Origin of the sequence: Virgibacillus sp. 6R (genome assembly GCF_001895305.1) — a bacterium.
In the GTDB taxonomy this organism is placed as follows: domain Bacteria; phylum Bacillota; class Bacilli; order Bacillales; family Amphibacillaceae; genus Virgibacillus; species Virgibacillus pantothenticus.
This window is the reverse complement of sequence record NZ_CP017762.1, coordinates 253,293-269,835: the sequence shown is the minus strand read 5'-3', so window position 1 is coordinate 269,835 and position 16,543 is coordinate 253,293. Positions and strand designations below refer to the sequence as shown.

The window sequence follows — 16,543 nt, the reverse complement described above, 5'->3', positions numbered from 1 at the left end:
CAAATCGGATGTAGCTGTTAAGTCCAGTAGTTCCAGTATGACAAAATTATTTAATATCGGACAGCGTGTCAAACTAAAATCATCCGCAACTAATTACGTAACTGGTGAGCGCATACCGTCGAGATATAAAAATAAGCCATACACTATTCAACAGGTAGATGACGATCGTGTGTTGCTTAAACAACTTTATTCATGGGTGTATAAGGATGATGTAAAATAAATAAAAAGTATTGAACAAACAACTCAAACCAAAAAGAAGTAATCTGTAAATTGTAAGATGTCGGAACACTCCTGTTTTAAATGTTTAATGTAGTACAAAAAAGCCTAATAGGAGATAACCATATCGTTTGTTTCTGCAGGATGTTAATGTGAACACAGTAGGCTTTGCAGCTTGACCAGGACAAGAATAACTACAATCGACAAATCACGTACCCAGAAAAGTGTTTTTCTTTTTCGAGGTTAATCTGAGACAAAGGATGGTTAAAAAATATTATCCATCCTTTACTCTAACTAAAGTGCGTAATTATTTGATTGCTGTCCGCTGTTTGTTTGGCTTTGTGAGTTAGACGTTAATGGTTGCGTACCCTGGTTATTTGTGAGGTTATTTAAAGGCTGCATTAATTGTTGGACCTGTGAATTATTCATTGCATTAGAAATATTTTGTTGCCACTGTTGAAATGTTCCATTTCGTATTCCTCTTGTAACGCCATAAATAACCGCTCCAGCTGCGCCTATTGTCAATAATGAAGTCATCATATTTCTATTGTTGTTCATTAGAATCACCATCCTTTTTATTTTGCATTATTTTTTTAGTAAGTTAAACAGTATTAGGATTGTTTATTTCGATAATTTTATGCTGAAACAATTTTCCATTTTGCTACTTTGTATTAGTATAAATTAAAAAATTGGTAATGCTAATTGTAAAATATAGAAAGGAGAATGAAGATGAAATCAAAAAGATATCATTTAGGGCTTCTGGCTGCTGTTTTATCTTTTGGATTCTTATTTGGATGTAATGGTGTTGATGGAGATGAACCAGACCCAACAGAAGAACCATCAGAACAACAACAAGAGAACAATAATGAAGATAATCAATAGAGCACAAGTGAACTGTAGTGTACCTATATAGTAGTCAATTTTTAGAGGACGCACAGTCTTTCATGTTACTGTTAGTAATTAGACTAATGAATTGTCTAAGTAGGTTGTGGAATTAACAGAGGTTTCCTGTGCTGGTTATTATAAGTGGTTGAAGCACAAAGGGACGAATGAACAAAACAGAAGGGTGTTGTTTTAAAGCAGAGTGTTTAATAATAAAATCTAATTTATAAATTGAGCGCGCTTAAGTCTTCCAAACAATAAATCATGTCCCTACAACAAATCCACTTTCGCTCTGTCTTCTTGTTATAGAGAATGATATTAATGCATTTACGTGCATGAAAGAAAGTTAAAAAGGATGTTTCGCTTCACGATCCAATTGGTCAAGATAAAGAAGGAAATGAGATTAGACTGATTGATATTTTAGAAGCAGAAAACCAGAATATAATTGAATTTATTCAGTTAAATATGGAGATCGAAAAGATGGAAGATTACTTTGCAATTTTAGATAAGAGTGAGCGTGAAGTAATTGTTTATCGGTATGGTTTAAACGATGAAAAAGAATTAACGCAACGAGAAATTGCCAAAAAATTAAACATATCAAGAAGTTACGTTTCCCGAATTGAAAAACGAGCTTTAATGAAAGTATTTCATGAATATTACAGAAAAGAACATAGAAGGTAAAAAGAAAAAGGAGCTTAGGTTGCTGTTTAGCTCCTTTTTTCATTTGGAATAAAAATAATGGCTCTATCCTAAATGTTGGGGTTCCACACAATTTGACATAGATCCAAAATAATAAATACTAATAAATTAAGTTACCACACGGGTCAGATTTTCCATATGGTTGATTATCACCACCAATTACTTTTTCGTATGGCTGTCATTTCTCGTGATTGTTTTGGCGTGTAACTCCATACGTAGGTTTATTTTTATGCTGCAACTCTATTCCATTTTGCCGATCCGTTTAATATCCAAATTTACATTATAGCTTATTTCGTTTTTTTACGATGTAAACGAATTAAGGGATTTTTGGTATATTATTACTATGTTACTAAAGCTAAAATCACAGCTTTGTCAAAAAATTAAACTTATCCACTGTCTACTTCAAACGTAGACGTGATCAATTGGTTTAAACTTTAATCCGCAAATTCCGCATTGCATATAAAATCACACTCTTTAATATTCATTCGTCATATAATGCAAAACCCTTACCCAATAATCGAAATGAGTTTTGGAAAGTCGGTATTTCATTATTTTTCCACAAGCAATTCCATATATTCCGTAATTTTAGTATAATGCACTAAAGGGGTTACATTGAAATGATTACCAATGGGGATGGGAGGAGATGTTCATTAAGGCGCTTTATGTAAGCGACCTTCATAGCTATATTGACAAAACCATATCGCAGCTGGAACAAGTACATACACAAGTAAATAACATCCAGAAAAGCATAGAGGGCATTATAGCTTTGGAGGATGCGTTTAAAGGGAAAACGGCTCATTCTATTCGAACCTTCTATCAAGAGGTGCACATGCCGTTTCTGTTGTTCCTAGAAGGTTTTATTACGAATTACTCCAATACTTTACAGGAAATGAAAAAGTCGGTTCAAGACATGGAACCAAACAAAGATGGGGTTATTCGTGAGGATTTTCTTTCTCAAGATGTGCAACGAAGTTTTGAGCGAATGGAACAGATTACCATGGCGTTAACGGATGAGGCAAATGCCGTTCTTCACTCGGTTAAAGATATTGTTAACATTTGCGATATAGACGATGGGGAATTCCTAGATAAAGTACAGCATGCGAAAAAGATGAACCGTCAGACGATAGAGAAGCTCCACGCTTTTGACCTCCACAATACAGCTAAGCTAGAACCCATTCACCAAGATATTCGCATGATGAAGAATTATATTAGTCAAATCCGTGAGTTAGGAAACAATGGGAAGATACGTATTGGTAGTTACCAAGCCAGACAGCTAGACGATCAAAAGTTCCATAAAGCACTTATACGCGGTATTAAGACAAAAGCTGCGAGAAACGCTCTTGAATTAGAGGTTATACTTGGTGAGGCTGGCAAGTTTCTATTATCCCAGCACTTACCAGCAGCAAAAATGTTAATCAGCTATTTACAGAAACGCTTTGACTCGAAAACGATGGATTATAGCTACCGAGCTATACATGCAGCTACGGCAGCATCAGGTGACCGTTTAACTACAGGAGAATTTTCTACCATTGAGCACCAAGTGGTTTCTAAAGTAAAGATCTCGGATTATAAGAAAGAATGGCATGGTGTATACTATACGCTAATTGACGGCAGAAAAGTCCGTGAGTTTAAAGAATCTGATGGTTCCGTGACGTACGAATTGGTATCATCAATTCCAGATGATCGGAGGCAAAATGCATTTCAAAAGTCTGCTCAAGCGTTTCAAGAGATAGGTTCGGATGTATTAAAAGCAGCAGAGGATAGAAATGAAGCTAAATTCGACTCTTTTTATGATTTCGGAAATTATATTACTTTTGGTGCATTGAATACGGGACAGGACTTTTCAAAAGGTCTTCAGGTCCGGGCAGAAAATATGTTGAATACACCAAAAGACTTTGTTAACTGGCTTACTGTTGGTGGAGTAGACATGATGCATGGGACAATAAGTCCTGAAGAAACGTATTCCAAAGAACATTGGTTATCTAGTTTTGGTTTGTTTTCAACGGTTGTTGGTACAAAGTCGTTCCTTTCTAAGCCAAAATCTGGTAGTAAGTTTGCGGACCAAAACGACGTTGGAGAAGTAATTTCTAAAAATAATACGTATACAAGGTCCTCTCTAAAAATTCCTACGATGTTGAATATAAAGGAATGGATGAGAACTAAAATACCTAAAGTCAATGTAGTTAGTGATACGACAGGCAGCTATCACTATACAGTGAGTAAGGGAAGTAGTGATTTAAAAAAGAATAACAACAATCTTAAAATCGAAAAAGGCATCTATAAGGCTAACCCTAATGATAATGGGTATCAACAGCATACAGTTGAGAGGGTTAAGGGTACGGGTAAATATAATACGGGAACGATAAAACACATTTATCATGGTGAAATTAATAGACGCGGGAAAGCGGTTGGATATCATCATGAAAGTATGATGGGTGGAAAGATTATTCCTGGAACCGAGAAAGCACCTGATAAAAATGGGGTTTATGAAGCCAAAGTTGAAATTGATGGAAAGAGAAAAGTAGCCAAATCTAGTTTCTTTCCGAGGGAATGGAATCGTGTAGATGTGTTAAAAGCTATTGATGAAGCCTATCAAAATAAAAAACAGATAGGTTCTAATAAGTATATAGGTGACACTTCATCAGGAATTAAAATAGAAATGTTCTTGAATAAGGACGGTTCAATAGCTACAGCCTATCCTTTATATCGTAAATAGCATAGAAGGTGATAAATAATATGAGATATTCATATGAATTTAAAAAAGATCCATTTGGTATCACAAGAATAATACTACCGGAAAAAATAAGTGTTTTCTCGGATGTTTTGGAGGATATTTCAACAAAAGAAGAAGTGGATGAGTATATTGGATACGTTAAGAAGGTTTTAGAAGGAGAATATGAAGACTTTGAAATCATGTTGAACGCTACAAGTGTAAATATAAAGAAAAATGTAACAATAGCTGAGCACCATTATCGGATTGATGAACCCTTTGAGAGTACAATAGAAACTGAGGAATTTTTAGATTTGATGTTAATATGGAAAGAGAGAATAGCAGAGATACTCGAAGATTGATAATATTATAAGATTTAGTAACCTAAGCACTTGATTGCATATTAGGCGACAAGTGCTTTGTTGCATGTAATATGATTTGTTTGACGAAAAAGATAACTCATGATGGCTGTGCCATAATGGAGTACCTTGTTGTAATCGTAGGTTATCACGATCAGTGATTAGAGGAAGTAGTGATTTAAAAAAGAAAAACAAAAAAAAGATATTTATAAGGTTAAGCAAAATGATAGTGAAAGTGCACTTAAAGATTATCAACAGAACAGATTGAATGTATTTTGAATCAGTGATATGTATGATAATCTGGCTGGTTTTTATAGATACAATGGAGAGAAGGTTACCGGTAGGTTTTATTCCAATTGGAGGACCCAGCAGGCAATGCTATATGCTTAGGAACTATGGAACCATTGTTTGAAGTAGGTAGTGGATAAGTTTAAGTTTTTGACAGAGCTGTGATTTTAGCTTTAGTAACATAGTAATAATATACCAAAAATCCCCTTAATTCGTTTACATCGTAAAAAAACGAAATAAGCTATAATATAAATTTGGATATTAAACGGATCGGCAAAATGGAATAGAGTTGTAGCATAAAAATAAACCTACGTCTGGAGTTACACGCCAAAACAATCACGAGAAATGACAGCATTACGAAAAAGTAATTGGTGGTGATAATCAACCATCTGGAAAATCTGACCCGTGTGGTAACTTAATTTATTAGTATTTATTATTTTGGATCTATGTCAAATTGTGTGGAACCCCAACATTTAGGATAGAGCCATTATTTTTATTCCAAATGAAAAAGGAGCTAAACAGCAACCTAAGCTCCTTTTTCTTTTTACTTTCTATGTTCTTTTCTGTAATATTCATGAAATACTTTCATTAAAGCTCGTTTTTCAATTCGGGAAACGTAACTTCTTGATATGTTTAATTTTTTGGCAATTTCTCGTTGTGTTAATTCTTTTTCATCGTTTAAGCCATACCGATAAACAATTACTTCACGCTCGCGCTTATCTAAAATCGCAAAGTAATCTTCCATCTTTTCGATCTCCATATTTAACTGAATAAATTCAATTATATTTTGGTTTTCTGCTTCTAAAATATCAATCAGGCTAATCTCATTTCCTTCTTTATCTTGACCAATTGGATCGTGAAGCGAAACATCCTTTTTAACTTTCTTTAATGCACGTAAATGCATTAATATTTCATTCTCTATACATCGAGCTGCATAAGTAGCAAGTTTTGTTCCTTTTCCAGAGGAATAGCTTTCAACGCCTTTAATTAAGCCGATGGTTCCAATGGAAATAAGGTCTTCGGCATCTTCACCAGTATTTTCAAATTTCTTAACAATATGTGCCACGAGCCGGAGATTATGTTCAATTAATTTATTGCGTGCTGTCTCGCTTCCGTCCTGCATTTGTTGGATATATTTTTTTTCTTCATCGGGTGGTAAAGGCTGGGGAAAAGCGTGATTTTTTACATAAGATACAAAGAACATCGCTTCTTTAATAAGTAAAGCGAGTGCACTTAAAATGCCGGACAAATTTATCTCCTCCTTGATGTACACAATGGTTAATAGCCCATACGTTAATTCTATGTGTATCAAAGGAATAAAGTGTCTGTCCGACGTTAATTCTGTTAAATTCATATGATTGCTTTTAGATAAACTCGCCTTAATTAACATTGTTATTGCTAATGACAGTTAAATAATGCAAGAACTATTTCAAAAATCTAATCCTATATATTTATCATCTTATGAGTTTGAAAAACCAATTCATTTCCTTAGTAAGATGATGATAAAACAGGAGTATATTGCATAAAATAAGAAGAGTGTTGCTATGGCAGAAGAGCTGCTTAGAAGGATACAACAAGGAAATGTTCATTTCCATTAATAGAGAAAAGTTACTCCATATATGGAGCTACCTTGAAATTATTCTAATATAACCACCAAAGAGTTAGTAAAACGCAGAAGAGGTTGAGGCAATAGACAAACTCTCGACATCGTCTTGTAATATCGATTTGGGAAAAGGGATGCATGTTAGTAGTATTACAACATCTCGGATAGTTTAGTTAATTATTGTAGACAGCCTGTAGAGTTTATACCGTAGTTAATAAGCAAGCAATTAGTAATAAAATTATGAAATAATTCCAGAATTCGAAATTTGATTTCATATTATTATGTTTTTTATTGTCATTATATTTCATTAAGTGATACAATAAGAACAGAAGGAAGGGACAAATATATGTTGGAAAAACTAACTACTGAATCCAGAAATGAAAACACTTACAATATCGATGCAATGTCCATTAAGGATGTTGTAACAATCATGAATCAAGAAGATAAGAAAATTGCTAACGTCATAGAAACGCAACTTTCAGTAATAGAAAAAACGATTTATCTCGTTATTGATTCTTTTCAAAAAGGTGGAAGATTAGTATATATTGGTGCTGGTACTAGCGGGAGACTAGGTGTCCTAGATGCTGTAGAGTGTGTGCCCACTTTTGGTGTGTCACCAGAAATGGTTCAAGGAATTATTGCGGGTGGTGATAAAGCCTTTTTACAAGCAGTTGAAGGAGTAGAAGATGATGCTCTGCAAGGTGAAAAAGATTTACAGAAGATGGACATCACAGAAGCGGATACGGTGATTGGAATTGCGGCTAGTGGGAGAACGCCTTATGTTATAGGGGCTTTAAAATATGCAAATAAAATAAAAGCACATACGGTTAGTATTGCTTGTAACAAGGGGGCGATCATGAACAAATATGCAAATGTTGCAATTGAATTGGAAACAGGTCCAGAGGTGCTTACCGGTTCCACAAGGTTAAAAGCTGGATCTGCACAAAAGATGGTATTAAATATGATTTCTACAGCTGCAATGATTGGAATCGGGAAAGTCTACCAAAACCTAATGGTCGATTTAAAAGCAACGAATAAAAAATTGGTAGACAGATCAAATCGCATTATTATGGATGCGACAGGGGTTAGTACAGATATAGCAGAAGATTATTTACAGCGCTCAAATAATAATGTAAAAATTGCAATTGTAATGATTTTATTACAATGCTCCTATGACGAAGCACATAAAAGGATTCTCCAGGCGGATGGTTTTGTTAGAAAAGCGCTAAATAAAGAGGAGGATGCGGAATGAAAAAGGAAGCGAAAATGGCGCAGGATATTTTTAGCTTCATAGGCGGAGCAGAGAATATTCAACAAATAAGTCACTGTATGACTCGATTGAGACTTAAGCTCAAAGACGATAGTAAAGCAGATTTGGATGCTCTAAAAAATGTAAGCGGTGTCATGGGGGTCGTCGTTGATGAAACTCTACAAGTTGTGATTGGACCGGGAACAGTTAATCGTGTTGCTGAGCAATTAAGTCAAATAACAGGATTAGGAATCGGAGAAGAACAGGGACCGGATAAAGATCATTTAACGTTTGAAGAAAGAGCAGCGCTTGAAAAACAACAAATAAAGCAAAAAAATAAAACGCCGTTCAAAAATTTTCTACGTCGCTTAGGAAACATCTTTATACCATTAATCCCTGGCTTGGTTGCCTCAGGGATTATCAATGGAGGAGCCAACTTCGCCAAAAACGCAGGTGCTGATCCTGAAACAACCTTAATGCAAATTTTACTTCTCTTCGGAGGCGCTATCTTTACCTATTTAGCAGTGCTTGTTGGTTGGAATACGGCAAAGGAATTTGGTGGCACACCTGTATTAGGTGCGATCGCCGGAATGTTTTTGTTTAATCCGTTGCTTGAGAATATTACGATTTATGGTGAGGCGTTAGTTTCAGGTCGTGGAGGGTTATTTGGAGTAATTTTTGCAGCCTGGTTAATGAGCTTTTTAGAAAAACGAGTTCGAAAAATAATCCCAGCAGCAGTGGATATCATTTTTACTCCATTGATTACCGTTTTAATTGTAGGTTTCGCTTCTTTATATGCAATCATGCCAGTAGCTGGTGTCATATCTGATGGTATAACAGAAGGGTTAACCACACTAATTGACATGGGTGGATTTATTGCTGGGGCAGTTTTAGCTGGCTTCTTCCTTCCATTAGTTATGGTTGGATTGCACCATGGATTAACTCCTATTCATTTAGAACTCATAAATACTTTTGACAATACAGCTCTACTTACCATACTAGCTATGGCTGGAGCTGGGCAAGTTGGAGCTGCAATTGCCATTTATGTAAAAACAAAAAATAAACGCTTACAAAATATTATTAAAGGTGGTTTACCAGTAGGGTTTTTAGGCATTGGCGAACCGCTGCTTTATGGAGTGACTTTACCTTTAGGACGACCATTTATTACAGCCTGTCTAGGGGCAGCAATGGGAGGTGGTTTTCAAGCAATAATGCAAACAGCGGCTAAAGGTATCGGTGTCTCCGGTTTATCACTAATTCCACTTATTGATGATGGAAAATATATAATGTACTTTTTAGGTTTGGTTATATCTTATGCTGGTGGATTTATCTTGACGTATCTGTTTGGTTTTAATGAAAGTATGGCTAAAGATATATAAATAGTCTACAGGTCTTTTACCAAGGGAAATGGTGCTACCAATTTCCCTTGGTGAGCAGCAAAACGAAAAAGGGTGGTATTCATGCTAGGTATCTCCGTATACATTGGAATGCAAAATTTAGAAGAACAAGTAGCTTATTTAAAGAAAATGAAAGCAAACGGTTTTCATTCTATTTTTACATCCCTACATATCCCCGAAGATGATCCGACTAAATATAAAAATCAACTGCAAGCATTAGCGAAGCTGGCAAGAGAATTGAACATGGAGCTTGTGGCCGATATCTCTCCAACTTCTCTATCTGCTTTGGGATTTGATTGGGAAACAGCTTCCGAGTTATTAAATTGGGGGTTAACGGGCTTACGTGTAGACTACGGTATTGATGAAGATATCATTGTACGTTTATCGAAACAAATGAAAATTGCATTAAATGCTAGTACACTAACTCCTGCTTTTTTAGATAATTTAATATTAAAAGGATTGGACATTTCTTCGGTTGAAGCGTGGCATAATTATTACCCACGTCCAGAAACTGGTTTAGGATGGGGAGATTTTATCAATCAAAATAAGTGGTTAAAAGAAGCTGGGTTGTCCATCATGGCGTTTATTCCTGGCGATGATGAATTAAGAGGGCCACTTTACGAAACACTTCCGACATTAGAAGCACACCGATCCGTTTCCCCCTTTGTCGCATATTTGGATCTTGTCAACAAAGGTATGGTGGATAAAATTCTAATAGGGGATAGCGGGGTTAGTTCGAAGGTATTAGAGCAGTTTTCTGCTTATCAAAGAAATGAAATTCTTCTCCATGCTGTACCGGGTACAGAAGTATCGCAAACAGAGTTAAACCTAGTTAAGGGGACTCATACTAATCGGGTTGATCGTGCACGTGATTGTATCCGTTCGGTTGAATCCAGACATTACGCTTCCGTGGGAGCATTACAAATCCCCGCTGCAAACTGTAGAGAACGACCAGCAGGCTCGATTACGATTGATAATCAGCGCTATAAGCGATATCAAGGAGAAATACAAATAACAACTAGAGATTTACCGAAAGATAAGCGTGTAAATGTGATTGGAAGAGTAGTTCCTGAGGAGTTAATGTTATTAAGGTGGATAGTGGGTGGGCAAAAGTTTACAATTCAATGGGTTTAGTGTTGTAATAGATTAAAACTCTTTTTCCAACGCCAACATATTTATACAAGAAAAAAGCAATGTTGTCCTTTTAAAGGTAGCATTGCTTTTTTCTAAACTTTAAATCAATGTTACATTATTGATTTTTTTTCTTATATACTTTTACAGCATGTTCATATTCATCATTACGGTTTTTTAAATACGGTTTTACCCCAGATGTATGTGCAGCTCTACCCATCATGTGAGCACCGACTGGAGCAGTTAACATGATAAATACAATTGCTAATAGTAACTTCCCACTAACAATAGAATGCTCTAAGTACAAATACGTAAAAGCTCCAATAAGGATAAAAGCAATCCCTAACGTAGAAGCTTTTGTCGCAGCATGTAATTTTGTATATACATCTGGAAAACGAACAACGCCAATAGACGCAGACAGTATAAAGAATGTACCTGCTAAAACAAATAACGCAACTAAAAGATTTAAAACAATGTTAATCCACGTCTCTATCAATGATAACACCCTTTTCTAGGTATTTTGCAATTGCAAGCGTTGAGAGAAATGCAAGAATTCCAATGAGCAAAATGACGTCATTTAGTTTTGTAGTTACCAAATAGATAGACATAAGACCTGCAAGCCCCATTAAATTAATGCCAATTGCATCAAGTGCAACAGCTCGTTCAGGTTGCGTAGGACCTGTAATGACTCGGTATAGCAAGAGAGCTAGTGATAGTGCTATGCCAATAAATGAGATCATGAGAGTTATCTGTAATATATTGTCAGTTGCTGTTAATATATTCGTCATCTTGTCACCTCCATGATCGCTTTTTCAAACGTATTTTTAATAGACTGAATGGACTCATCGCTATCATTAATATCCATTGCATGAATGAACAATTTTGTATTATCACGAGAGACAGCAACGGATAATGTTCCTGGAGTCAAGGTAATTAAATTTGCAAGCAACGTAATTTCCCAGTTACTCTTAAGTTCAGTTGGTAACGTAAATATACCTGGTTCAAAATCGGGTTTTGGTGTGTAAACGAGCTTGACAATTTCAATATTAGAAGAAATCAGCTCTTTAATAAATAGTAAAATTAAACTTATAATTTTTATAACCCGTCGTAAATAAAACGTGTCAGGTATAAACCGGCGTAATAGAAATAAAAGCAGTATACCCAATATATATCCAGCAATGAAGCTTGAAACAGAATAGGACTCTCCTAAGAACATCCACATAAAGGCGATAATTAAGTTAATTACGATCTGAAAAGCCATTATTCATTACTCCTTTAGCACAGAATCGATATAGATTTCCGGATCAAGTAAATAAGCTGCTATAGACTCGATACTCGGATAAAATAATTCTGCTCCTACTCCTAGCAAAACAGCTAGAGCTAATAGGGCCGCAACTGGTGTCAACAAGCCTTTGATCGGCTTCTTTTCTATGTTCCCCATTGTTTCTTTATCGCCCCAGAAGCCGTTTATAAATATTTTAACAATAGAATAAAGGATGAGCAGACTGGTTAATAAGCCAATAATAACGATGGCTATTTCCCCTTGCTCAAAAGCTCCCTTAAGCAATAACAACTTGCCTATAAATCCACTGAAGGGAGGGAGTCCAGCTAAAACTGCAGCTGATAAAAACAACAGCCACCCTAATGATGGGTAGTAATGAATAAGCCCGCCCATTTTGCGTAAATCAGAGGTTCCGGCCACATAAGAGATAATTCCGACTAATAAAAACAGCGCTGTTTTAATAATCATATCGTTAACAAGATAATAAATAGAACCACTAATTCCAGATTCATTCAAAACACCAATTCCTAATAGTATAAATCCAATGGCTGGAATGATGTTATAAGCGATGATCAGTTTAATATTTGACGTAGACAATGCCCCAATTACTCCGAATATCATCGATAAGCCTGCTATCCAGATAAACATTTCATGGGTTAAATCTGTTCGGTGGACAAATATGAGTGAAAATACTCGTAAAATAGAGTAAATCCCTACTTTAGTCAATAGAGCACCGAACAAAGCAGAAATAACAGGGTTAGGGACGATATATGACTTCGGTAACCAGTAGTAGAGCGGAAATAATGCTGCCTTTGTCGCAAAAACAAAGAACAGTAAAATCCCAATCGTTGTAATAATACCCTGCTGTTCCACTTCTTGAACCCGCTCAGCAATTTGCGCCATATTGACGGTACCAACAACTGCATATAAAAAGGCAACGGTCGTAACAAACAGCATGGATGAAAATAGATTAATTAACAAGTATTTAAGTGATTCTCTTAACTGAACCTTTCCGCCTCCTAATACAATTAGCCCATAGGAAGCCATTAGTAGTACCTCAAAGAATACAAACAGGTTAAACAAATCACCTGTTATAAATGCACCGGAAACGCCCGTGATAAGGAAAAAGAAAAATGGATAGAAGTAAAAACGTTCCCTTTTTTCTAAACCAGCGTGTGGTGCATAAAAGGCACATGCAGTTGTAATAACATTTGTTGTTAACACTAATATTGCAGCTAAGCCATCCATGACTAAAACGATCCCGTAAGGAGCAATCCAGTCTCCTGTTTCCAAGATAACGGAACCATGTTCAAGTACATACCAGGTGATGTATCCCGCTGTTCCCAAGCTAATAATGGAAAACAGCTTCGCCAACGCTCTGGAGATGTGAACACTCTTATTGAAAAAAATAAGAACGATAGCTGCTATTAATGGGATGATGATTGGCAGTATTGCTAAATTACTCATTTTCGTTACCCCTCAATTGTTCCATATTGTCCGTTCCATTTTCTTGTGTGGATCTGTAAGCTAATACTAAGAGTAAACTGGTTACACCAAAACTAATCACAATAGACGTCAGAATTAAAGCCTGAGGCAATGGATCAGTATAGCTTTCGATTCCGTCAATCAAGATAGGTGGCTGACCAGTTTTTAATCTTCCCATTGTAAAAATGAGAATGTGAGCACCATGTGAAAGTAATGCAGTACCTATAACAATTCGTAGCAATTGTTTTTGCAGCATATTGTAAATTGCAGTAGCAAACAATATACCTGCTAATATAGACGTTATTATTTCCATGTTTACTCTGCCTCCTTATTCTTTCTGTATTTAATGAGGCCAACAATGGCTAAAGCTGCAATACCTAAAACAGAGATTTCGAACAATGTATCTAAGCCACGGAAATCAACTAAAATAACGTTAACGATATTGTCTCCGCCACCCAGTTTTTTTGAATTTTCTACAAAATAATCCGCTATCGATTCAAACCACCTACTACTATGTGCCGAGATTGCTACCAAAGTAACTAAAGCACCGAATCCAATAGAGATGGTAGCGTTCATGATTTTGGTTTTAGCTGAATCCGTCGATTTACGCAATTTGGGTAAATGGTAAAAACAGAGTAAGAAAAGTGCGACAGTGATTGTTTCAATAACCAATTGAGTTAAAGCAATGTCTGGAGCACGGTAGATAACGAATAGAATAGCTACTCCGAAACCAACAACCCCAACTACTAAAATGGCTGCCACATTATGGTTCATGTAAATAGTAGCAATTGCTGCAACAATCATAATGAGAACCACTGCAACTTCTATAAATGAAACCTCAGCAAGTTGGTCTGTATTAAATGCAAATCCGTTTGTTAGGTACATAAATAGCAATGAAACAATAAGCGTTGTTCCAAGAATTAAAGACATATATGTTTTTAACGAACCAGTCATGTAGTAGTTTGTAATTCGATTTGCGACATTGCCAATTTTATTTACGATCGCATCGTAAACATGATTAAAGCTTACCTTACCAGGCAAGACTTGATAAACTGGCTGCCATTTTTTTCGCGTTAAAAACAATACTGTTCCAAATCCAACGACCGCTAAAGACATTTTGAATGGTGTAATAAACCCATGCCAGAAAGTAATTTCTTTATACACTACAGTACTGTTAATCGCAGTAGCTGCATGTTGTAAAAAGGAGGCGTTGACGATATTTGGGAACAGCCCAAAAATAACGACTCCAACCACTAAAATCATTGGAGATATGAGCATTCCAATCGGGGCTTCATGTGGTTTTTTCGGCAGTTGATCGAACTGTTTCTTGCCAGTAAAAGTACCGAAAAATAGGTACATGGAATAAACAAATGTAAAAATACTTCCGAGTACAGCTAAATATGGGATTGCTTGACTCCAAAAGTCAGAGCCTAACCCTAGTGTTGAACCGAAAAACAGTTCTTTACTGTAGTAGCCATTAAGAAATGGAAATGGAACTCCAGCCATGGAAAAGGTTCCGAAAATGGCCAATGTAGCAGTAATTGGCATTAATGTAGCTAGTCCACCAAGCTTACGAATGTCTCGTGTACCTGTCTCGTGATCGACGATACCAGCTACCATGAACAAGCTACCCTTGAAAGTAGCATGGTTTAAAATGTGAAAGACAGCTGCAAAGACAGCGGCTTTTGTGCCGAAGCCTAGCATTGCCATAATCATCCCAAGCTGACTAATGGTAGAAAAAGCTAAAATAGCCTTTAAGTCTGTTTGTCTTACTGACATATAAGCTCCCCAACATAATGTTACAATACCAAACACGCTTACGACGATAAAGAAACCTTCATATCCTGAAAAAATTGGCGAAAAGCGTGCTACAAGGAAGAGTCCAGCCTTTACCATCGTAGCAGAATGCAGGTAGGCACTGACAGGTGTTGGAGCTTCCATTGCGTCCGGTAACCAAATATGAAATGGAAATTGAGCAGATTTTGTAAACGCACCTAGTAAAATAAAGCCTAATATGAGAGGTAAATAAGTGCTGTTTAAGATAAGATCTACTTGACCAATCATTTGTTGTATGCTCGTTGTACCTGTGACTACATATAATAAGATAAAGCCACCTAACATGCTAAGTCCGCCAAATACAGTAATGAGCATTGATTTTAAAGCGCCATAGCGTGAGCGCTCTTTAAAATGCCAATAACCTATTAATAAGAATGAAGATATGGATGTTAATTCCCAAAAAGTATATAGTACAAAAATATTATCCGATAGCACCACACCAAGCATCGCGCTCATAAACATGAGCAAATAAACATAAAAATGTCCAAGACGCTCCGATTTGCTAAGATAATAGATGGAGTAGAGTACTACCAATGAACCAATTCCGCTAATTAACAACACAAATAACAAACTTAAACCATCCAAGTACAAGTCAAAGTTAATTCCTAAGGATGGGATCCAACTATATTGTTCCCTAATTGGCGTAAAATCGTTACCAATAAAAGAAACGAAGTATAGAAAAATCAAAAAAGGTATAAAAAAAACAAAGATCCCTGTATGTAGTTTTTCTTTCAATTTACTTAATGCAGGAATAAAACATGCAATAAGCAGTGGAATGAGTACTGCGAATATCATTTGATTGGAATTCCTCCTTCACCAACTGAAACGGTTTACTATTATAATGTTTTTTATTACGTGAATCTAGACAGGATTTAAAGCACCTACGACTGTTGATGTAGATGTCCCGTCCATGGTAGGATAAATAATCATTTGTTGTTATTTTTATGCGTGATTTATTATTTCATAGCAATGAATTAAGAGAACGGTTCATTGTGGTACAATATCCTTCGGGGAAAACAACTTCTTCTTAGGGTCAACAAATGGTATTAGCCAAAAAGAAAATTTATATCTGCAACCAGCTTTCACACAAAAGTATGTGAAGCTTTATCCAAGAAATATTTTAACACAATACATGGCCAATAAAAATAAAAAACCCTTAAATATCATAAATTCGTAAAGGGTTTTTGAGTTTCTTCATATTTAATATAATGGGTGATTCATCAACCTGATTTTGTATCTTTTATTTTATGTGACAATTGTCTTCTATGAATTTCTTCTTCAATTAAGGAGAGAAAATCAGGGCTTAAATTTAATTCATTTGCTGTAATGTATGATTCGAGTAATAATTCGTCGGACAAATGTTCCATAAATACAGCCCCCCTAAAAGTGGAAATCTTCTGTAATAA

The 16,543-nt window shown here is 35.8% G+C and carries 15 protein-coding genes and 1 pseudogene; 7 read left to right on the top strand and 9 right to left on the bottom strand.

The annotated features are described in order from the left end of the window. Nucleotides 1–510: 510 nt before the first annotated feature. The gene (locus BKP57_RS01330; protein ID WP_050353147.1) at nt 511–774 is read right to left on the bottom strand and encodes a hypothetical protein; all 264 of its coding nucleotides are present in this window, start codon (nt 772–774) and stop codon (nt 511–513) included. Nucleotides 775–945: 171 nt separating this feature from the next. Here BKP57_RS01330 and BKP57_RS22395 point away from each other — a divergent pair, with 171 nt between their 5' ends. The 4 genes and pseudogenes from BKP57_RS22395 to BKP57_RS01310 all read left to right on the top strand — a co-directional run bounded on the left by BKP57_RS22395 (nt 946) and on the right by BKP57_RS01310 (nt 4,869). Next, nucleotides 946–1,098 (top strand): hypothetical protein, encoded by a 153-nt coding sequence (locus BKP57_RS22395; protein ID WP_169770805.1) that lies wholly within the window; start codon nt 946–948, stop codon nt 1,096–1,098. Between the two features lie 315 nt (nt 1,099–1,413). Then, nucleotides 1,414–1,779, top strand: a pseudogene (locus BKP57_RS01325) (sigma-70 family RNA polymerase sigma factor); the annotation flags it as partial. 661 nt (nt 1,780–2,440) lie between these two features. Further along, nucleotides 2,441–4,513 (top strand): T7SS effector LXG polymorphic toxin, encoded by a 2,073-nt coding sequence (locus tag BKP57_RS21560; protein WP_050353146.1) that lies wholly within the window; start codon nt 2,441–2,443, stop codon nt 4,511–4,513. Between the two features lie 20 nt (nt 4,514–4,533). Further along, the gene (locus BKP57_RS01310) at nt 4,534–4,869 is read left to right on the top strand and encodes a hypothetical protein (protein WP_050353145.1); all 336 of its coding nucleotides are present in this window, start codon (nt 4,534–4,536) and stop codon (nt 4,867–4,869) included. Nucleotides 4,870–5,698: 829 nt separating this feature from the next. Here the strand turns inward: BKP57_RS01310 and sigK are convergent. Next, nucleotides 5,699–6,403, bottom strand: coding sequence for an RNA polymerase sporulation sigma factor SigK (sigK, locus tag BKP57_RS01305; protein ID WP_072740894.1), 705 nt, complete (start codon nt 6,401–6,403; stop codon nt 5,699–5,701). Nucleotides 6,404–7,103: 700 nt separating this feature from the next. On the opposite strand from sigK, the gene murQ reads away from it, so the two are divergent. The 3 genes from murQ (at nt 7,104) to BKP57_RS01290 (ending at nt 10,537) form a co-directional block, all read left to right on the top strand. Further along, the gene (gene murQ / locus BKP57_RS01300) at nt 7,104–8,009 is read left to right on the top strand and encodes an N-acetylmuramic acid 6-phosphate etherase (RefSeq protein ID WP_050353144.1); all 906 of its coding nucleotides are present in this window, start codon (nt 7,104–7,106) and stop codon (nt 8,007–8,009) included. Beyond that, nucleotides 8,006–9,385 carry a PTS transporter subunit EIIC gene (locus BKP57_RS01295; protein WP_072740893.1) on the top strand — a complete coding sequence of 460 codons (1,380 nt, stop codon included), beginning with the start codon at nt 8,006–8,008 and terminating at the stop codon, nt 9,383–9,385. The genes murQ and BKP57_RS01295 overlap by 4 nt, the downstream gene beginning before the upstream one ends. Before the next feature lie 81 nt (nt 9,386–9,466). Then, nucleotides 9,467–10,537 carry a DUF871 domain-containing protein gene (locus BKP57_RS01290; protein ID WP_072740892.1) on the top strand — a complete coding sequence of 357 codons (1,071 nt, stop codon included), beginning with the start codon at nt 9,467–9,469 and terminating at the stop codon, nt 10,535–10,537. Nucleotides 10,538–10,652: 115 nt separating this feature from the next. Here the strand turns inward: BKP57_RS01290 and mnhG are convergent, their stop codons facing one another. The 7 genes from mnhG to BKP57_RS01255 all read right to left on the bottom strand — a co-directional run bounded on the left by mnhG (nt 10,653) and on the right by BKP57_RS01255 (nt 16,504). Next, a complete protein-coding gene (gene mnhG, locus BKP57_RS01285) occupies nt 10,653–11,030 on the bottom strand; it encodes a monovalent cation/H(+) antiporter subunit G (protein WP_050353141.1) in 378 nt (125 codons plus the stop codon). Continuing rightward, on the bottom strand, nt 11,011–11,322 hold the full coding sequence (locus BKP57_RS01280) for a Na(+)/H(+) antiporter subunit F1 (RefSeq protein WP_050353140.1): 312 nt from the start codon (nt 11,320–11,322) through the stop codon (nt 11,011–11,013). Before BKP57_RS01280 ends, mnhG begins: the two co-directional genes overlap by 20 nt. Further along, nucleotides 11,319–11,795 (bottom strand): Na+/H+ antiporter subunit E, encoded by a 477-nt coding sequence (locus tag BKP57_RS01275; RefSeq protein ID WP_050353139.1) that lies wholly within the window; start codon nt 11,793–11,795, stop codon nt 11,319–11,321. The genes BKP57_RS01280 and BKP57_RS01275 overlap by 4 nt, the downstream gene beginning before the upstream one ends. A 6-nt stretch (nt 11,796–11,801) precedes the next feature. Then, nucleotides 11,802–13,283, bottom strand: a complete 1,482-nt coding sequence (locus tag BKP57_RS01270) for a Na+/H+ antiporter subunit D (protein WP_050353138.1) — start codon at nt 13,281–13,283, stop codon at nt 11,802–11,804. Then, nucleotides 13,276–13,614, bottom strand: a complete 339-nt coding sequence (locus tag BKP57_RS01265; RefSeq protein ID WP_050353137.1) for a Na(+)/H(+) antiporter subunit C — start codon at nt 13,612–13,614, stop codon at nt 13,276–13,278. The genes BKP57_RS01270 and BKP57_RS01265 overlap by 8 nt, the downstream gene beginning before the upstream one ends. Before the next feature lie 2 nt (nt 13,615–13,616). Further along, entirely contained in the window at nt 13,617–15,932 is a 2,316-nt protein-coding gene (locus BKP57_RS01260) for a Na+/H+ antiporter subunit A (protein ID WP_050353136.1), read from the bottom strand. A 425-nt stretch (nt 15,933–16,357) separates the two neighbouring features. Beyond that, the gene (locus BKP57_RS01255) at nt 16,358–16,504 is read right to left on the bottom strand and encodes a sporulation histidine kinase inhibitor Sda (protein WP_050353135.1); all 147 of its coding nucleotides are present in this window, start codon (nt 16,502–16,504) and stop codon (nt 16,358–16,360) included. Between the last annotated feature and the right edge of the window lie 39 nt (nt 16,505–16,543).